Origin of the sequence: Pseudomonas sp. JH-2, assembly GCF_036231725.1 — a bacterium.
In the GTDB taxonomy this organism is placed as follows: domain Bacteria; phylum Pseudomonadota; class Gammaproteobacteria; order Pseudomonadales; family Pseudomonadaceae; genus Pseudomonas; species Pseudomonas delhiensis.
In genome coordinates this window covers 80,896-99,367 of the sequence record NZ_JAZAQP010000024.1, presented here as the reverse complement: position 1 = coordinate 99,367, position 18,472 = coordinate 80,896, and the positions used below count along the sequence as shown (strand labels likewise).

The 18,472-nt window shown below is 68.5% G+C and carries 14 protein-coding genes; 3 read left to right on the top strand and 11 right to left on the bottom strand.

Translation table 11 applies throughout. From position 1 onward, the window contains the following. Positions 1 to 205: 205 nt before the first annotated feature. The gene (locus tag VV867_RS17705) at positions 206 to 1,207 is read right to left on the bottom strand and encodes an AraC family transcriptional regulator (protein ID WP_328567138.1); all 1,002 of its coding nucleotides are present in this window, start codon (positions 1,205 to 1,207) and stop codon (positions 206 to 208) included. 353 nt (positions 1,208 to 1,560) lie between these two features. On the opposite strand from VV867_RS17705, the gene VV867_RS17700 reads away from it, so the two are divergent. Next, a complete protein-coding gene (locus tag VV867_RS17700; RefSeq protein WP_089394850.1) occupies positions 1,561 to 2,853 on the top strand; it encodes a dicarboxylate/amino acid:cation symporter in 1,293 nt (430 codons plus the stop codon). Between the two features lie 486 nt (positions 2,854 to 3,339). Here the strand turns inward: VV867_RS17700 and VV867_RS17695 are convergent, their stop codons facing one another. The 3 genes from VV867_RS17695 to VV867_RS17685 form a co-directional block, all read right to left on the bottom strand. Next, complete coding sequence (locus tag VV867_RS17695) at positions 3,340 to 4,728, bottom strand: adenylate/guanylate cyclase domain-containing protein (RefSeq protein WP_109935946.1); 1,389 nt, start codon at positions 4,726 to 4,728, stop codon at positions 3,340 to 3,342. A 131-nt stretch (positions 4,729 to 4,859) separates the two neighbouring features. Beyond that, complete coding sequence (locus VV867_RS17690; RefSeq protein WP_109935945.1) at positions 4,860 to 5,438, bottom strand: HD domain-containing protein; 579 nt, start codon at positions 5,436 to 5,438, stop codon at positions 4,860 to 4,862. Between the two features lie 164 nt (positions 5,439 to 5,602). After that, positions 5,603 to 6,403: a LuxR C-terminal-related transcriptional regulator gene (locus tag VV867_RS17685; protein WP_109935944.1), complete on the bottom strand. Its 801-nt coding sequence runs from the start codon at positions 6,401 to 6,403 to the stop codon at positions 5,603 to 5,605. Positions 6,404 to 6,597: 194 nt separating this feature from the next. Between VV867_RS17685 and VV867_RS17680 the strand changes: the two genes are divergently transcribed. Both VV867_RS17680 and VV867_RS17675 read left to right on the top strand, forming a co-directional pair. Beyond that, positions 6,598 to 7,962: an APC family permease gene (locus VV867_RS17680; protein WP_109935943.1), complete on the top strand. Its 1,365-nt coding sequence runs from the start codon at positions 6,598 to 6,600 to the stop codon at positions 7,960 to 7,962. 17 nt (positions 7,963 to 7,979) lie between these two features. Further along, a complete protein-coding gene (locus tag VV867_RS17675) occupies positions 7,980 to 9,080 on the top strand; it encodes a DmpA family aminopeptidase (RefSeq protein WP_109935942.1) in 1,101 nt (366 codons plus the stop codon). 619 nt (positions 9,081 to 9,699) lie between these two features. On the opposite strand, the gene VV867_RS17670 is transcribed toward VV867_RS17675, so the two are convergent. The 7 genes from VV867_RS17670 to hyi form a co-directional block, all read right to left on the bottom strand. Beyond that, positions 9,700 to 10,698, bottom strand: coding sequence for a sulfate ABC transporter substrate-binding protein (locus tag VV867_RS17670; protein ID WP_109935941.1), 999 nt, complete (start codon positions 10,696 to 10,698; stop codon positions 9,700 to 9,702). Positions 10,699 to 10,816: 118 nt separating this feature from the next. Then, positions 10,817 to 12,067 carry a serine/threonine transporter SstT gene (gene sstT / locus VV867_RS17665; protein ID WP_109935940.1) on the bottom strand — a complete coding sequence of 417 codons (1,251 nt, stop codon included), beginning with the start codon at positions 12,065 to 12,067 and terminating at the stop codon, positions 10,817 to 10,819. A 237-nt stretch (positions 12,068 to 12,304) separates the two neighbouring features. Further along, positions 12,305 to 13,183, bottom strand: coding sequence for an urea transporter (locus VV867_RS17660; RefSeq protein ID WP_328567137.1), 879 nt, complete (start codon positions 13,181 to 13,183; stop codon positions 12,305 to 12,307). 467 nt (positions 13,184 to 13,650) lie between these two features. Beyond that, a complete protein-coding gene (pyk, locus tag VV867_RS17655) occupies positions 13,651 to 15,081 on the bottom strand; it encodes a pyruvate kinase (protein WP_109935938.1) in 1,431 nt (476 codons plus the stop codon). Further along, positions 15,078 to 16,355 carry a glycerate kinase type-2 family protein gene (locus VV867_RS17650; protein ID WP_328567136.1) on the bottom strand — a complete coding sequence of 426 codons (1,278 nt, stop codon included), beginning with the start codon at positions 16,353 to 16,355 and terminating at the stop codon, positions 15,078 to 15,080. The genes pyk and VV867_RS17650 overlap by 4 nt, the downstream gene beginning before the upstream one ends. 258 nt (positions 16,356 to 16,613) lie before the next feature. Further along, positions 16,614 to 17,504 carry a 2-hydroxy-3-oxopropionate reductase gene (locus VV867_RS17645; protein WP_275629315.1) on the bottom strand — a complete coding sequence of 297 codons (891 nt, stop codon included), beginning with the start codon at positions 17,502 to 17,504 and terminating at the stop codon, positions 16,614 to 16,616. A gap of 184 nt (positions 17,505 to 17,688) precedes the next feature. Next, positions 17,689 to 18,471: a hydroxypyruvate isomerase gene (gene hyi, locus VV867_RS17640; RefSeq protein ID WP_328567135.1), complete on the bottom strand. Its 783-nt coding sequence runs from the start codon at positions 18,469 to 18,471 to the stop codon at positions 17,689 to 17,691. Position 18,472: the final 1 nt, after the last annotated feature.

Genomic DNA, 18,472 nt, shown 5'->3' with positions numbered 1-18,472 from the left:
GGAGCGGGCCCTGCCCGCGAAATCGCGCGCAGGGCGCGCTCCTACATGGGAATGGCGTGGGTGGGGCAGCGTAGGAGCGGATCTCATCCGCGAACCGCGCCGGAACCTCCGGCTATCGCGGACAAGGTCCGCTCCTACAGGAGCAGGAAAAACACCGTCGTAGGATGGCGTTGAGCGCAGCGATACCCATCGCCCGCAAGGCCCTTCACTCCCCCTGCTGCGCCCGGTACGCCCCCGGCGTCAGCCCGGTCCATTTCTTGAACGCCCGGTGGAACGCCGAGGGCTCGGAGAAGCCGAGCTGGTCGGCGATGTCCTGGATCGACAGCTCGTCGCGGCCCAGGTGGTAGATGGCCAGGTCGCGGCGCAGCTGGTCCTTGAGTTCCTGGAAGTTCGGGCCTTCCTCGCGCAGGTGGCGGCGCAGCGTCTGCGGGCTCATGTGCAGTTGCTGCGCCACGCTTTCCAGGTCCGGCCAGCGCCGGCAGTCGCGGCCGAGCAGGCGGCGGATCTGGCTGGTCAGGCTGTCGCCGCCATCCGGGCGGGCCAGCAGGTCGGCCGGGGAGTCCTTGAGGAAGTGCTTGAGGCTGCGCTCGTCCTGCAGCAGCGGCATGTCCAGGTAGCGCGCCTGGAAGCTCAGCCCGGTGCCGCCCGCGTCGAAGCGCCGCGGGCAGGGGAACAGCAGGTCGTACTCGGCGGCGTGGGCCGGCTGCGGGTAGGCGAAGCGGGCTTCTTCCAGGCGGATGCGCTGGCCGATCAGCCAACTGCCCAGACGGTGCCAGATCACCAGCAGGCTCTCGGTGAGGAAGTGCTCCGGGTCCTGCAGCAGGCTGTGGTCGAGCACCAGCTCGGCGCGCTCGCCGTCGCGGCGCAGTTCGATGCGCGGGGCGGCGGGGAACAGGTCGTAGAAGAGCGCGCCGCGGCCCAGGGCCTTCTCCAGGGTGCGGCACTGGATGATGGCGTGGCACATCATGGCGAAGGTGCCGCGCTTGCTGCGCACCTCGCCGAAGCCCATGTACTCGTCGTCGAGGTCCTCCCAGACCACCTGGATCAGCCGGCCGAACTGCTCCGGCGAGACCCGCGCCCGCGGCTCCTCGAGCAGCGCCGGCTGGATGCCGGCGGCGCGCAGCAGGGGCAGGATGTCGCGGCCCTGGCGCTGGGCGCCGCGCAGGGCGGCGCGGACGAAATGGCTGGCGATGGTGCGTTCACGCATGGGTTTTCCTTGTTCTGCTGCGTGTGTGCCGGGCGCCGCTTCGCGGCGGCCGTGGGGCAAATCTAAGGCACCCGGGGCCCTGGCGGATACCCGCCAAGTGGCGGGAAACCCGCCGCGGGCCTGGCGGGTTTCCGCCATCGACCAGTCCGCCCGGTCACTGTGTATTTTTATAACTCATTGAAAATAAAGTAAAATTCAAGAAGTGGCGATTTGGCACAGGGCTTGCCAATAGGGTTCCAAGGCCTGCCGACGGGCAGGACGAAAACAAATTCTCCCACAGAAGGGAGATAACGCTTCGGGCAACGCGCCGCCGCCAGGAAGGCGGGCCGCCAGCTCAAGAGGACCCTGCCGCAATGACCAAGCAACCCTTCTACAAGAGCCTGTACGTGCAGGTGCTGATCGCCATCGCTATCGGCATCGCCCTGGGCCACTACTACCCGCAGACTGCCGTGCTGATGAAGCCCCTGGGCGATGGCTTCGTCAAACTGATCAAGATGGCCATCGCGCCCATCATCTTCTGCACCGTGGTCACCGGCATCGCCGGCATGCAGAGCATGAAGGCGGTAGGCAAGACCGGCGGCATGGCCCTGCTGTACTTCGAGATCGTCTCCACCGTCGCGCTGATCATCGGCCTCGTGGTGGTCAACGTGGTCCAGCCCGGCGCCGGCATGCACGTCGACCCGGCCAGCCTGGACACCAGCAAGATCGCCGCCTACGCCGCCGCCGGCGCGAAGCAGAGCACCGTCGACTTCCTGATGAACATCATCCCCAACACCGTGGTCGGCGCCTTCGCCAACGGTGACATCCTGCAGGTGCTGTTCTTCTCCGTGCTGTTCGGTTACGCCCTGCATCGCCTGGGCAGCTATGGCCAGCCGATCTTCCAGTTCATCGAACGCTTCACCCAGGTGATGTTCAACATCATCAACGTGATCATGAAGGTCGCCCCCATCGGCGCCTTCGGCGCCATGGCCTTCACCATCGGCGCCTACGGCGTGGGCTCGCTGGTGCAGCTGGGCCAGCTGATGGCCTGCTTCTACATCACCTGCCTGCTGTTCGTGCTCGTCGTCCTGGGCGGCATCGCCCGCGCCCACGGCTTCAGCATCCTGAAGTTCATCAAGTACATCCGCGAAGAGCTGTTGATCGTGCTCGGCACCTCCTCCTCGGAATCGGCGCTGCCGCGCATGATCGCCAAGATGGAAAAGCTGGGCTGCGACAAGAGCGTGGTCGGCCTGGTGATCCCCACCGGCTACTCGTTCAACCTCGACGGCACCTCCATCTACCTGACCATGGCCGCGGTATTCATCGCCCAGGCCACCGACACCCCGATGGACATCACCCACCAGCTGACCCTGCTGCTGGTGCTGCTGATCGCATCCAAGGGCGCCGCCGGCGTCACCGGTTCGGGCTTCATCGTGCTGGCCGCCACCCTGTCCGCCGTGGGCCACCTGCCGGTCGCCGGCCTGGCGCTGATCCTCGGCATCGACCGCTTCATGTCCGAAGCCCGCGCCCTGACCAACCTGGTGGGCAACGGCGTGGCCACCGTGGTGGTGGCCAAGTGGTGCAAGCAGCTGGACTCCGCGCAACTGGACCGCGAACTGGCCGCCGGCCCGTCCGCCCTGGAGGCCAAGGAAGCCCAGGCCGCCTGATACCCGGTTCTCCGGTTGGGCGCGGCGACGTGAAGCGTCGCGCCTCCTTCAAGCCCGGCCCCGCAGCGGGCTTTTTTATGGGCGGGGGTTGTAGGAGCGAGCTTGCTCGCGAACGAGGTTTACCGGTGGCTGTAGTGTTTCAGGTTGACTCCGTCCCCTCTCCCCAGCCCTCTCCCTGAAGGGAGAGGGAGCTGTCCGTGCCGAGAGAGGATTTGGTGTCAGCCGGTAACTCTGGAGCTGCCGGCTGGCTCTGGAAAGCCCAATGTGCCCTACGTCATTACACCAACCGGAAGTCTCTGGGTTCCCGCGTTCGCGGGAATGATGGGGTGTAAGGATGGTGCCTGGCTTGCAGCCTACTCAGGACAGCCCCCTCTCCCTTCAGGGAGAGGGTTGGGGAGAGGGTGTTCTTAAACGCAGCACCGTAGCCACCGGCAAACCCCGTTCGCGAGCAAGCTCGCTCCTACGAAGGCAGCCAGCCGCACAAACTCAGAGAATGATCTTGTCCTTGAGCTTCTCCACCGCCAGCTGCAGCGCCTGGATCACCCGGTCCTTGTCGAAGTTCTGCACGTTGTTGGTGTCCAGGTACATGGAGAAGCCCGGCAGCTCGTGCTCGATGAAGCTGGGGTTGGCGCCCAGGTCGCGGCGGAAGTCGACCGCCTGGTAGATCTGCACCGGCTTGCTGAAGCCCTTGACGCTGATCTGGCCCTTGTCGCGGCACATGATCACGTCCTTCACCAGCGAGTAGGACTCGTGGCTGAGGAGGATCTCGCCGGCCTCGGCGGCGCTTTCCAGGCGGCTGGCGAGGTTCACCTCGCGGCCGATGATGGTGTAGTCCATGCGCGTGTCGGCGCCGAAGTTGCCCACGGTGCAGTAGCCGGTGTTGATGCCCATGCGCACTTCCAGTGGCTTGGTGATGCCCTGGGCGCGCCACTGCTGGCGCATCACCTTCATGTGCTTGCGCATGGCCACGGCCATGGACACCGCCGCCACGGCGTCCTTCTTCGCGCCCTGGGTGGATGGGTCGCCGAAGAACACCATCACGCAGTCGCCGACGAATTTGTCGATGGTGCCGCCGTACTTGAGGGCGATCTTCGACATTTCGTTGAGGTAGTTGTTGAGCATGTCGGTCAGGGTCTCGGCTTCCAGCTCCTCGGACAGCTCGGTGAAGCCCTTGATGTCGGAGAAGAACACCGTGAGCTTCTTGCGCTGGGTTTCCAGGCGCACGCTGCGCTTGCCGCTGAAGATGGATTCCCAGACCTGCGGCGACAGGTACTTGGCCAGGTTGTGCGCCAGCCGCGCGGCCTTTTCCTGCTCGAGGGTGATCTCGCCGCGGGCCTGGGCCAGGCGCAGGCCCTGCTGGTGCATGAAGTAGGCGGTGACGCAGATGTAGAAGGCGCAGAACAGCACGCTGACCAGGTTCACCAGCAATGGCGCGTTGCCCTTGAAGCCCGCGCTGGCCAGCGCGCCGGTGAGCACCGCGGCGCTCAGCGCCACCAGCAGGGCCAGGCCGAGGGTGCGCAGGCCGCCGATCACCAGCGAGGAGAAGGCCAGGATCAGCACCAGCATCAGCGCCGGCACCACCGAGAAGCCCAGCAGCGCGGCGCCGGCGCCGGTGTGCAGGGCGTCCATGGCCAGCAGCACCTGGCGCGTCTGCTGCGGGTGGGTGTGCTTGTAGCGCTGGCTCAGGTTCTGCGCCAGGTGCGGGTAGAGCAGGGCGTAGGGCACCATCCAGAGCGCGTCGTAGCCGAAGTACTGGCCGAAGGTGCCGGCGCTGACGGTGGCAGCCACGGCGATATAGGCCAGGACGCGCGAATGGTATTCACGCAGGGGGGCGGAGCCGAGTCGGGGCGGCCTTTCGGTACGGTTGGGCTTCATGCGCTGGGGTTATCCCTGATCGGTGATGGCGCATTCTGACGTGCGCCTTCCACAAGTACGACCCGGCGATCTTAACCAAGCGCCCATCCGCCGGCCAGTGACGATTCATCGCCCCCGGCCGGCGGATGGTTTCAGCCTGCTTCCTTGGCCATGTAGATGGAACGCTTGGGCTGGGCGAACACCCGGCGCAGCATGGGCTCGAAGAACTCCAGCGGCAGCGTCTCGCCCTCGGTGTCGAAGGCCGCGGCGTCGTAGCGGGCGCAGAACTCGATGGTGCGCTCGTATTCCGGGTGGTTCTTGAACTGCTCGCGCAGGTGCCGGTCCAGGCCCAGGTGGTGGAAGAAGTAGTAGCCCTGGAAGATCCCGTGCTTCTCGATCATCCAGAGGTTCTCGGGGCTGACGAAGGGCTTGAGGATGGCCGCGGCGATGTCCGGGTGGTTGTAGGAGCCCAGGGTGTCGCCGATGTCGTGGAGCAGGGCGCAGACCACGTATTCCTCGTCGCGGCCGTCGCGGTAGGCCAGGGTGGCGGTCTGCAGCGAGTGGGTCAGGCGGTCCACCGGGAAGCCGCCGAAGTCGCCGTCGAGCAGGCGCAGGTGCGCGAGGATGCGGTCGGGCAGCTGGGCGGCGTACTCGGTGAAGTGCTGGGAGATGGCCGACCAGTCCTCGGCGGTACCGTCTTCCATGTGGGTGAATCTGGCGCGGGCGTTCATCGGGCAGTCCTCTTGTGCTTGTGATGTGGACGGCTGTCAGTCTAGGTCCGCGCGCGGGCCCCGCCAGTGGCCTGGCGGGACAGGCCGCTGTCCCGGCGGACAGTCCCATTGCGGCGCTGGATGGGGCGCCCGCGAAGCATTCGCCGGCCTGATCCGGCGGGCTTTCAGGGGTTCTCCGGGTCGTGCCCGAGGGACTGCAGGAACAGCGAGAACAGTTCCGGCTGCGAGGAGATGTCCAGCTTGGCGTAGAGGTGCCGGCGGTGCACCTTGATGGTTTCCGGGGAGATCGCCAGGCGCTCGGCCATGGCCTTGGAGGAGTAGCCGCGCAGGATCAGCCGGGCGATCTCCAGCTCGCGCTCGGAGAGCACCCCGGCGCCGAAGTGGCTGAGGGCGTCGCGCACCTGGCTGGCCACCGGCTCGCTGGCCGGCAGCAGGCGCTGGCTGCGCTGCTGCCAGTGCTGCTGCAGCAGCGCCAGCACCCAGGGGCAGAGCATCGCCAGCAGGCCGCACTGTTCGGCGTCGAACGGCTTGCGCACGCCCAGGGAGAGCGACAGCGCGCCCTGGCCGGGGAGCTGGAGGATGAACTGCACCTCGTCCTCCAGCACGTTGTCGTGGAAGTAGCTGAGGAAGTACTCGCTCTGGCGGAACTGGTCCGGGGCCACTTCCTCCAGGCGGTACAGGCCGCTGGGCAGCCCTTCGCGGCAGGCCTGGTAGAAGGGGTCGAGCTGGTACAGGCCGCTGAGGTAGGCGGGCATCGCCGCCGGGCCTTCCTGCGGCACGGCGTCGTATTCCTCCAGCGCCACCGGGGTGCCGCTGGTGGGGTAGAAGGCCGCCAGGGCGTTGTCGAACGGCAGCCACTGGTGCAGCAGCAGGATCAGCTGCTTCCAGAAGCGCGGCTGGCCGATCTGCTCGATGGCGCGGCCGAGGTTGGCGTGCATGCCGACTTCGCGAAACAGGTTGTGCATCCCGGGGCTCTCCGCAAGAGGTGAACCGGTTTCCTCCTTTTCAGGCCCCGCCGTCAAGGGGCGTAACCCCAAATGGTGATTGGCCGCCAGGGCCGGCCCGACCAGACTGCGGGCCATGCAGCGCCCCGTGCAGAGGGCGCCACATGGGTCTTCGTTGCTGCCTCAACCATCAATAACAATTCGAGGAAAACGACATGAGCTCTCCCGCAGCGCCGGACGGCGTGCTCAAGCCCAGCCTGGGCGTGTTCGACGTGGTCGCCATCACCGTCTCGGCGGTCACCCCCGCCAGTTCCGTGTTCGTCATCGCTCCCTTCGCCATCCAGCAGGCCGGCAGCGGCGCCTTCCTGGCCTTCGTGATGGCCGCGGTGCTGGCGCTGATGTTCGCCTGGTGCTACGCCGAACTGGGCCGGGCGCACAGCTCGGCCGGCGGCGAGTACGTCTACGCCAAGCGCGTGTTCGGCGGCATGGCCGGCTACGCCACCTTCCTTACCGTGCTGGTCTCGCTGCTGTTCATCCCGCCGGTACTGGGCACGGGGGCGGCCACCTACCTCAACGGCGCGCTGGGCACGCAGTTCGACACCCAGACCGTGGCCCTGGCCATCGTCGCCGCCAGCTACGTGCTGGGCATCCTCAACATCCGCGTCAACGCCTGGGTTACCGGCGTCTTCCTGCTCTGCGAAGTGGCCGCGCTGCTGGTGATAGTGGTGCTCGGCTTCGGCCACGCCAGCCAGCCGCTGAGCGTGCTGCTGCAGCCGCAGGTGCTGGACGGCGGCGTGCTGGCGGCGGCGCCCTGGGCGCTGGTGATAGGCGCCGTGGGCACCGCGGTGTTCTCCTACAACGGCTTCGGCGGCGCCGTGCTGCTGGCCGAGGACATGAAGGACGGCGGCCGCACCGTGCACCGCGCGGTGCTCTGGTCGCTGGTGCTGGTGGTGGTGATCGAGCTGGTGCCGCTGACCGCGCTGCTGATCGGCGCGCCCTCGCTCAAGGACATGCTCGCCAGCCCCGACCCCATCGGCTACCTGCTCACCGCCCACGGCAACGGGACGCTGTCGCGGCTGGTCAGCGCCGGCATCTTCCTCTCGGTGTTCAACGCCATCGTCGCCATCGTCATCCAGGTCGGCCGGGTGATCTTCAGCAGCGGCCGCGACGCCCTCTGGACGCCGGCGCTGAACCGCGCCTTCACCCGCATCCACCCGCGCTGGGAGTCGCCCTGGCTGGCTACCCTGTTCCTCGGCGTGCCCTCGGCGGCGCTGAGCTTCAGCTCCAACCTGGAGGAACTGACCTCCTTCACCGTGCTGCTGCTGGTGCTCATCTACCTGGTGGTGGCCCTGTGCGCGCTGTTCAGCCGCGTGCTGCGCCGCGACCGCGAGCACCCCTACCGCATGCCGCTGTGGCCGCTGCCGGCGCTGCTGGCGGTGGTCGGCGCCGGCTACCTGCTGCTCGAGCTGCTGATGGAAGCCTCGGCGCGGGACGTGATGACCATTATCGGGATACTGGCCGTATCGGTGATTCTCTACAGCACCTACGGCAAGTTGAGCCCGGCTTTCCAGAAACTCTGAAGACCACAGGAGTCCCCATGCGCGCTCGTCAACTCGGCATCACCCTGGGCCTGGGCACACCCGGCGCATTCAATGCCATCACCGACGTCCCCGGCGTCCGCGTCGGCCACAGCACCCTGGTCGCCGAGCGCGGCGGCAAGCAGGTGCGCACCGGCGTCACGGTGCTCCAGCCGCGTGCCGGCGAGGCCCGCCTGCAACCCTGCTTCGCCGGCGCCCACGTGCTCAACGGCAACGGCGACGCCACGGGCCTTGAGTGGATCCGCGAGGCCGGCCTGCTGACCACGCCCATCGCCATCACCAACACCCACAGCGTCGGCGTGGTGCGCGACGCCCTGGTGGCCGCCGAGCGCGATGCCCTGGCCGACCCGGCGGTGTACTGGTGCATGCCGGTGGTGATGGAGACCTACGACGGCCTGCTCAACGACATCTGGGGCCAGCACCTCGGCCCCGAGCACGTGCGCGACGCCCTGGTCGCCGCCGAGTCCGGGCCGGTGGCCGAAGGCCCGGTGGGCGGCGGCACCGGGATGATCTGCCACGAGTTCAAGGGCGGCATCGGCAGCGCCTCGCGCAAGCTGCCGGCGGAGCAGGGCGGCTGGACTGTCGGTGTGCTGGTCCAGGCCAACCACGGCCAGCGCCGCGAACTGCGCGTCGACGGCTACCCGGTGGGCCGGGTGCTGGGCGACATCCCCTCGCCGTTCGCGGAAAAGGGCGAGCCGGGCATGGGCTCGATAGTGGTGATCATCGCCACCGACGCGCCGCTGCTGCCGCACCAGTGCCAGCGCCTGGCGCAGCGCGCCTCCATCGGCATCGCCCGCACCGGCGGCGGCACCGAGGACAGCAGCGGCGACATCTTCCTGGCCTTCGCCACCGGCAACCGCGACCTGCCGCCGGCCGACTACGGGCGCAAGGGCCTGCCGCAGAGCACGCCGCTGCAGATGCTCAACAACGAGCACATCTCGCCGCTGTTCGCCGCGGCGGCGGAAGCGGTGGAGGAGGCCATCGTCAACGCCCTGCTGGCCGGCCGCGAGATGCGCACGGCGGACGGCACGCTGGTGCCGGCGCTGGAGGGGGAGACGTTGCTGGAGGCGTTGCGCGAGGTGGGGTGGCGGCCGCGCTGAGGCGGCGGGGGACAACTGTAGGAGCGGGCCCTGCCCGCGAAATCGCGCGCAGGGCGCTCTCCTACAGGGGAATGGCGCGGGTGGGGCGGCGTAGGAGCGGATCTCATCCGCGAATCGCGCCGGAACGTCCGGCTATCGCGGAAAAGTTCCGCTCCTACGACCGTGTTTCCCTAGAGCTGTAGGAGCGGGCCCTGCCCGCGATTTCGCGCGCAGGGCGCGCTCCTACAGGGGAATGGCGTGGGTGGGGCGGCGTAGGAGCGGATCTCATCCGCGAATCGCGCAGGGACGTCCGGCTCCTACGATCGTGCTCGACCGTAGGGCGAATAACCGTTCGCGGTTATCCGCCGTCGGCCGTGCCATCGGGGTGTCCGGCGTGGCGGGTGAATCCAATCGCGGACAAAGTCCGCTCCTACAGGGAAATGCCACGCCTTCCGGCAACCTGTAGGAGCGAGCTTGCTCGCGAACGGACTCCGCAGCGGGGTTTATTCGCGAGCAAGCTCGCTCCTACGAAGAGCATATCGGCGCGGGGCGCAAGACAGTTGCTCCTACGATCGTGCCGTGCTTCCCTGGAACCGTAGGAGCGGATTCCATCCGCGATTCGCGCCCATGGGGCGCTACATCAGTTAGGGGTGTAGATCTGGTCGAAGATCCCGCCATCGGCGAAGTGGGTCTTCTGCACGGTCCGCCAGTCACCGAAGGTCTTCTCCACCGAGAAGAAGTCCACCTTCGGGAAGCGGTCGGCGTACTTGGCCAGGATCGCCGGGTTGCGCGGGCGCAGGTAGTTGTCGGCGGCGATGGTCTGGCCCTCGTCGGACCACAGGTACTTCAGGTAGGCCTCGGCCTGGGCGCGGGTGCCTTTCTTCTCGACCACCTTGTCGACCACCGCCACCGGCGGCTCGGCCTCGGCGGATACGCTGGGGTAGACCACCTCGAAGCCGCCGCGGCCGAATTCGCGGGCGATCATCTCGGCTTCGTTCTCGAAGGTCACCAGCACGTCGCCGATCTGGTTCTGCATGAAGGTGGTGGTGGCCGCGCGGCCGCCGGTGTCCAGCACCGGGACGTGCTTGAACAGCTGGCCGACGAATTCCCTGGCCTTGGCTTCATCGCCGCCGTGCTTGAGCGAGTAGCCCCAGGCGGAGAGGTAGGTGTAGCGGCCGTTGCCCGAGGTCTTCGGGTTCGGCACCACCACCTGCACGCCGTCCTTGAGCAGGTCCGGCCAGTCGTGCAGGCCCTTGGGGTTGCCCTTGCGCACGATGAACACGGTGGCCGAGGTGAAGGGCGCGCTGTTGTTCGGCAGGCGGGTGGCCCAGTCCTTGGGCACCAGCCCGCCGTTGTCGGCCAGGGCGTCGATGTCGGTGGCCTGGTTCATGGTGATGACGTCGGCCGGCAGGCCGTCGATCACCGAACGGGCCTGCTTGCTGGAGCCGCCGTGGGACATCTGGATGGTGATCTTCTCGCCTTTCTCCGCTTCCCAGTGCTTCTGGAAGGCGGGGTTGTACTCCTTGTAGAAGTCGCGCATCACGTCGTAGGAGACGTTGAGCAGCGGCTGCGCGGCCTGGGCGGCGCTGCCCAGGGCCATTCCGGCGGCCAGCAGGGAGGCGGCGAAGAGTCGTTTCACGGGCGGTTCCTTCTCGGCAGTGTTGAATTGCCGATTATGCCCGTGGGTTATATGCCGCTTAAATACCCAAAGGCTATTTGCTTATGCAAGGACGCGCCCGTGGGGCGCGTCCAAGACTTCAGCGTTTCTCGCCCAGGCCGGCCTCACTCGCAACGGGCTCCTCGGCCAGGCAGGCAGCGGCGGTGAAGAGCACGTCGGTGGAGGAGTTCAGCGCGGTTTCCGCCGAGTCCTGCAGGATGCTGATGACGAAGCCCACCGCCACCACCTGCATGGCCACCTCGCCGGAGATGCCGAACAGCCCGCAGGCCAGCGGGATCAGCAGCAGCGAGCCGCCGGCCACGCCCGAGGCGCCGCAGGCGCACAGCGCCGAGACCACGCACAGCAGCAGGGCGCTGGGCAGGTCCACGGCGATGCCCAGGGTATTGGCCGCGGCCAGGGCCAGCACGCTGATGGTGATGGCCGCGCCGGCCATGTTGATGGTGGCGCCCAGGGGGATGGACACCGAGTAGGTGTCCTCGTGCAGGCCCAGGCGTTCGCACAGCTGCAGGTTGACCGGGATGTTGGCCGCCGAGCTGCGGGTGAAGAAGGCGGTCACGCCGCTTTCGCGCAGGCAGGTGAAGACCAGCGGGTAGGGGTTGCGGCGCACTTTCCAGAACACGATGGCCGGGTTCACCACCAGCGCCACGAAGAGCATGCAGCCCAGCAGCACGGCCAGCAGGTGCAGGTAGCCGAGCAGGGCGTCGAGACCGGCCTCGGCGAAGGTGCTGGCCACCAGGCCGAAGATGCCCAGCGGGGCGAAGGCGATCACCACGCGGACGATCAGGGTGACGCCGCCGGCCAGGTCGTCGAGCAGGTCGCGGGTGCTCTGGCGGGCATGGCGCAGGGCCAGGCCGAGGCCCACGGCCCAGCCGAGGATGCCGATGAAGTTGGCCTCCAGCAGCGCCTGCAGCGGGTTGCTGGCGACGCTGAACAGCAGGGTGCGCAGCACCTCGCCGATGCCGCCGGGCGGCGCCGCCTCGGCGGCGGCCGCGGTGTTCAGCACCAGGGACGAGGGGAAGGCGAAGCTGGCGGCCACCGCCACCACGGCCGCGGCGAAGGTGCCGACCAGGTAGAGCAGCAGGATCGGGCGGATGTGCGTGCGCTGGCCGACCTGGTGGTTGGCGATGGAGGCGCACACCAGCACCAGGACCAGCACCGGGGCCACGGCCTTGAGCGCCGCGATGAACAGCTTGCCGAGCAGGCCGACGGCCTGCGCCGCGTCGGGCGAGACCAGGGCCAGGGCGATGCCGGCGAGCATGCCGACGAAGATGCGCATCACCAGGCTGCTGCGCTGGATGCGTTGGAAGAGGGTGGGAGAGGGAAGCGTCATGACCTTACCGCTGCTTGCAAATGGAAACGCGAACCCGGCGGGCCGCGGAAGGGCGCGGATTATGCCGTCACGGGCGGGAAAATGCGCGGCGGCCGTCGGAAACCCGGCCCACGCCCCGCCAGCATGGCGGCGCGAAGCCGGGCCGGCCTTGACCTATGCCGGCCCGGAGGGGATTGCCCTGTGGCATGGCGTCACGGCCGCGGGGCTTCGCCAGCCCGCGCGCCAGGCCAATCCGCCTCATCTGCCGGCCAGCGGGGCGCGCCGTGAGGTTGGGCGCAGCAGGCGTTCGCCCAGTAGCACCAGCAGGCAGGCGAAGATGAAGGGCGCGGTCATGAAGGGGATGCCCAGGGCGACCATGGCCTGTTGCAGGATGAGCGCCAGCACGGCGCCGGCCAGCGGGGCGAGGGGGGCAGGGCCGCGCAGGGCCAGGGCGAGGGCGGCCAGGGCGCTGTTCATGCCGAGCAGGCCGCTCTGCACGGCGTCCTGGGGGAGGCCGGCGAACACCGCCACCGGCAGCACCAGCACCGCGCCGAACAGCGCCCAGGTGGCGGCGCGCGGCGCGCCCAGCAGCAGGCCGAGGAAGATCAGCGCGCCGGCCGGCGGGGCGTCGAGGAAGATCACCTGGCCGAAGGCCCGCGCGGTGGCTTCGAGGAAGACCGGCAACGGCAGGTCTGCCAGCCCGGCCAGGGGCGCGGCGGGCTGCAGCGGGAGCACCGGCAGGGCCCAGCCGAGCAGGACGAAGGCCAGGGTGTAGGGCGGCAGGCCGTGGCGCCGGCGCGAGGCGCGCAGCAGCAGGCGCTGCAGCGCCACGCTGGCGAGGCTGGCGAGCAGCACCAGGGCCACCAGCAGCGGCGACCAGGCGAACTTCAGCGGCAGCAGCAGGCCGATCAGCACGGCGTTGTAGCCGTACAGGCCGTCGTCGATATCCGCCTGGCGGCAGCGCAGCAGGCGGGCGAACGCCGGGCCGGCGGTGGCGCCGAGCAGGGCGCCGGGCAGCAGGGTGGGGGCGCAGGCGCCGATCAGGGCCAGGCAGAGCAGGCCGAACAGCGGCGGGGGTTGCAGGAACACCTGGCTGAAGCCGCGCAGCCAGAGGGTCAGTAGCGGTAGTGGGCGCATCGGGGGCCTGGGCAGTTGAAGGGGCAGTCCGGGGCTTCTCCGGTTCCGCGTCGGCGGCCGTGCCTTCCATCGGGGGAGGGCATCGCGGGAAGCTCCGTGGGTATCAGCGGGCGCATTCTGCCATGGCACCATTTTGGGGCGTGAATAAAAAAGAGGCCGGTCCCCGGGATCGCCGGAGGGTGGCCTCGAATCTCCATAGCCTGCGTGGGGGTTGCGAGGGTGGCTATGGCCGACAGAACTGCTGGCCGTTCAAGGCCAATCCCGGACGGACGGGGTCGCGGCCCCGTTTTCCCGGCCCCGTCCGTCCGGGAGTGACGCGATGTGGAGCCATGCCTTGGCGTGGCTCCGGAACTCTTTTTGCCCCTGGGGCAGTCCGGCGTGGCCGGTGACGCCAGCGCTGCGCCTTCTGCCGTTCAGCTCCCTCTCCCGCTTGCGGGAGAGGGTTGGGGAGAGGGGCTCTTTGATCTTCAGACCGACAACGCCGGCGCCACCGTCTCGATCCGCAGCATGTTGGTACTCCCCGGCTGCCCGAACGGCAGCCCCGCCGTCACCACCACGGTGTCGCCGCGCTGGGCCATGCGTTGGGCCAGGGCGATCTCCAGGGCGGTGGCGCAGATCTCGTCGACGTGGGCCAGTTGCTCGTTGACCACCGAGTACACGCCCCAGGCCACGCTCAGCCGCCGCGCCGCCTTGAGGTTGGGCGTCAGGCTGAGGATCGGCGCCTTGGGCCGCTCGCGCGAGGCGCGCAGGGTGGAGGCGCCGGACTCGGTGTAGTTGACCAGCACCGCCACCGGCAGGATGCGGCTGATGCGGCGGATGGCGCAGCTGATGGCGTCGGACACGGTGGCGTCCGGTTCCGGGCGGTTGAGTTCCAGCTGGCCCTGGTAGTCCGGCTCGGCTTCCACCTGTCGGATGATCTTGGCCATCATCTCCACCGCTTCCAGCGGGTACTGGCCGGAAGCGGTCTCGGCGCTGAGCATCACGCAGTCGGCGCCTTCGCTGACCGCGGTGGCCACGTCGGTGACCTCGGCGCGCGTCGGCGCCGGGGCGAAGCGCATGGATTCGAGCATCTGCGTGGCCACCACCACCGGCCGGCCGAGCTGGCGGCAGACCTGGATGATGCGCTTCTGGATGCCCGGCACGTTCTGCGCCGGCACTTCCACGCCGAGGTCGCCGCGGGCCACCATGATGGCGTCGGCCAGGCGGGCGATCTCCTCGATGCTCTGCACCGCCGAGGGCTTCTCGATCTTGGCCATGATGAAGGCCTTGTCGCCGATCAGCGCGCGGGCTTCCTCTATATCCTCGGGGCGTTGCACGAAGGACAGCGCCACCCAGTCCGCGCCCAGTTCCAGGCCGAACGCCAGGTCGCGGCGGTCCTTGGCGGTCAGCGGGCTGAGCTTGAGCACCGCCTCGGGCACGTTGACGCCCTTGCGGTCGGACAGCTCGCCGCTGTTGAGCACGCGGGTCTCGATGGCGTCGCCGTGGTTGTTCAGCACCTGCAGGCGGATGCGGCCGTCGTCCAGCAACAGGCTCATGCCCGGCTCCAGGGCCTGGATGATCTCCGGGTGCGGCAGCATCACGCGGCGCTCGTCGCCCGGGGCGTCATTCAGGTCGAGGGTGAAGCTCTGGCCCTTCTGCAGGGCCACCGCGCCGCCTTCGAAACGGCCGACGCGAAGCTTCGGCCCCTGCAGGTCCATGAGGATGCCGATGGGCATGCCCAGTTCGGCCTCCACCTCGCGCACCCACTGGTAGCGCTGGGCGTGGTCGGCGTGCTCGCCGTGGCTGAAGTTCAGGCGGAACAGGTTGGCGCCGGCCTCCACCAGGGCACGCACGTCCTCGCGGCCCTTGATGGCCGGGCCGAGGGTGGCGAGGATCTTGACCTTCTTGTCGTTGTTCATTGCTCGGCACTCTCGAGGACCAGGATGGCGCGGAAGTCGTTGACGTTGGTGCGGGTCGGCCCGGTGACCACCAGGTCGCCCAGTTCGGCGAAGAAGCCGTAGCCGTTGTTGTCGTCCAGCTCGTGCAGTGGGTTCAGCCCGGCGGCCAGGGCGCGCTTGTAGCTGCACGGGCTCATCAGGGCGCCGGCGTTGTTCTCCATGCCGTCGATGCCGTCGGTGTCGCCGGCCAGCGCCCAGATGCCCGGCTCGCCCTTGAGCGCGGCGGTGAGGCTGAGCAGGAACTCGGCGTTGCGCCCGCCGCGGCCCTTGCCGCGTACGGTCACGGTGGTCTCGCCGCCGGAGAGGACCAGGCAGGGCGCGGCCAGCGGCTGGCCGTGCTTGCGCACCTGGCGGGCAATGCCGGCGTGGACCTTGGCGACGTCGCGCGACTCGCCCTCCAGGTCGCCGAGAATCAGTACCTCCAGGCCGGCGGCGCGGGCCTTGGCGGCGGCTGCGTCGAGGGCCTGCTGCGGCGTGGCGATGAGGGTGAAGTAGCTGCGCGACAGGCAGTCGTCGCCGGGCTTGACCGTCTCCGAGCGCGGGTCTTCCAGCCAGGCGCGGATGTGCGCCGGAGTGTCGATGCCGTAGCGCTTGAGGATGGCCAGGGCGTCGGCGGAAGTGGTCGGGTCGCCCACGGTGGGGCCGGAGGCGATCACCGTGGCCTCGTCGCCGGGCACGTCGGAGATCGCGTAGGTGTACACGCTGGCCGGCCAGCAGGCGCGGGCCAGGCGGCCGCCCTTGATGGCCGAGAGGTGCTTGCGCACGCAGTTCATCTCGTCGATGGCGGCGCCGGACTTGAGCAGGGCCTTGTTCAGCGCGCGCTTGTCGTCCAGGGAGATGCCCTCGGCGGGCAGGGCGAGCAGCGCCGAGCCGCCGCCGGAGAGCAGGAAGATCACCCGGTCGTCTTCGCTGAGGTCGCTGACCAGTTCCAGCACGCGGCGGGCGACGCGCTCGCCGGCGTCGTCCGGCACCGGGTGCGCGGCTTCCACCACTTCGATGCGCTGGCAGTTGGCGCCGTAGCCGTAGGGGGCGACCACCAGGCCGTCCACCTGCTCGTCCTTCCAGTGCGCCTCGACCACTTCGGCCATGGCCCCGGCGGCCTTGCCGGCGCCGATGACGATGGTGCGCCCGCCATGCACTCGCGGCAGGTGGCGGGCCAGCGTCTGCGCCGGGTGGGCGGCGGCGATGGCGGTGTCGAACAGCTCGCGCAGCAGGGCGCGTGGGTCGAGGCTCATCTGGGGCTCCTCAGGTTTCTTGTCGTTGTTCTTCATTGCGGCATTGCGCAGGCGCCTGGGGGCAAGCGCCTGGGCAATGCCTTCGAAGCGCCCGGCCGGCGAAGCCGTGTTCACGCCGGCCGGGGTTCGAAAGCGAGTCGCTGGGCCCCCGCGTTCGCGGGGGTGACGTTGATTCGTATGCCTGTCCGTCACTCCCATAACAATCAGGCGTACAGCGTTCCCGTCATTCCCGCGAACGCGGGAACCCAGTGACTCTCCTCAGTCCTTGCGGATCGAGAAGTTGGCCATGTGCTCCAGGCCCTTGATCAGCCCGGAGTGGTCCCAGTTGCTGCCGCCCAGGGCCGCGCAGGTGCTGAACACCTGCTGGGCGTTGGCGGTGTTGGGCAGGTTCAGGCCCAGTTCGCGGGCGCCGGCCAGGGCCAGGTTGAGGTCCTTCTGGTGCAGGCTGATGCGGAAGCCCGGGTCGAAGGTGCCCTTGACCATGCGCTCGCCGTGCACCTCGAGGATGCGCGAGGAGGCGAAGCCGCCCATCAGTGCCTCGCGCACCTTGGCCGGGTCGGCGCCGTTGCGCGCGGCGAACAGCAGGGCCTCGGCCACCGCCTGGATGTTCAGCGCGACGATGATCTGGTTGGCCACCTTGGCGGTCTGGCCGTCGCCGTTGCCGCCGACGCGGGTGATGTTCTTGCCCATGGCCTGGAGCAGCGGCAGGGCGCGTTCGAAGGTGTTCGGGCAGCCGCCGACCATGATGCTGAGGGTTGCCGCCTTGGCGCCGACCTCGCCGCCGGACACCGGGGCGTCCAGGTACTGCGCGCCGGTGGCCTTGATCTTCTCGGCGAAGGCCTTGGTGGCGGTGGGCGAGATGGAGCTCATGTCGATCACCACCTTGTTCGGGCCGACGCCTTCGGCGATGCCGTCCTGGCGGAACAGCACGTCCTCGACCTGCGGGGTGTCGGGCACCATGACGATGATGAACTCGGCTTCCTGCGCCACTTCCTTCGGGTTGGCCAGGGCCACGGCGCCGGCTTCGACCAGCGCGGCCGGGGCCTTGTCGTGGTGGCTGGAGAGGAACAGCTGGTGGCCGGCTTTCTGCAGGTTCTGCGCCATGGGCAGGCCCATGATGCCGGTGCCGATGAATCCGATCTTGGCCATGAGGGTGTCTCCTGGTGTTCTGTATTGGGTTGAGGAGTCGCTGGGTTATTCCCCTTCGGGCCAGCGCAAGCGCTGTTCGCGATGGGGCCGCGTCCCGCGTTCGCGGGAATGACGTTGGAAAGCTTCTATCTCCCCGTCACCCCCGCGAACGCGGGGGCCCAGCGCCTTCGGACTCGTGTCCGGTTCAGATCGCGTTGTGGCTCTTCAGCCAGCCCAGCCCCGCCTCGGTGGTGGTGGCCGGCTTGTACTCGCAGCCGATCCAGCCCTGGTAGCCGATGCGGTCCAGGTGGCCGAACAGGAAGCGGTAGTTGATCTCGCCGGTGCCCGGTTCGTGGCGGCCGGGGTTGTCGGCCAGCTGGATGTGGTTGATGGCCGCCAGGTTCTTCTCCATGGTCCGGGCCAGGTCACCTTCCATGATCTGCATGTGGTAGATGTCGTACTGCAGGAACAGGTTGGGGCTGCCGACCTTCTCGCGGACGTCCAGCGCCTGCTGGGTGGTCTGCAGGTAGAAGCCGGGGATGTCGAGGGTGTTGATCATCTCCATGACCAGCTTGATGCCCGCGGCCTCGAGCTTCTCGGCGGCGTACTCCAGGTTGTTCAGGAAGGTGTTCTCGATGGTCGCGCAGTCGTACCCCTGTGGGCGGATGCCGGCCAGGCAGTTGACCTGCTTGTTGCCCAGCACCTTGGCGTAGGCGATGGCCTTGTCGACGCCGGCGCGGAATTCCTCGACGCGGTCGGGGTGGCAGGCGATGCCGCGTTCGCCCTTGCCCCAGTCGCCGGCGGGCAGGTTGAACAGCACCTGCTCCAGGCCGTTCTCCTGCAGCTTGGCCTTGATGACCTCGGCCTCGAAGTCATAGGGGAAGAGGTATTCGACGCCGCTGAAACCGGCCTTGGCGGCGGCTTCGAAGCGGTCGAGGAAGTCCACCTCGGTGAAGAGCATGGACAGGTTGGCGCAGAAACGGGGCATG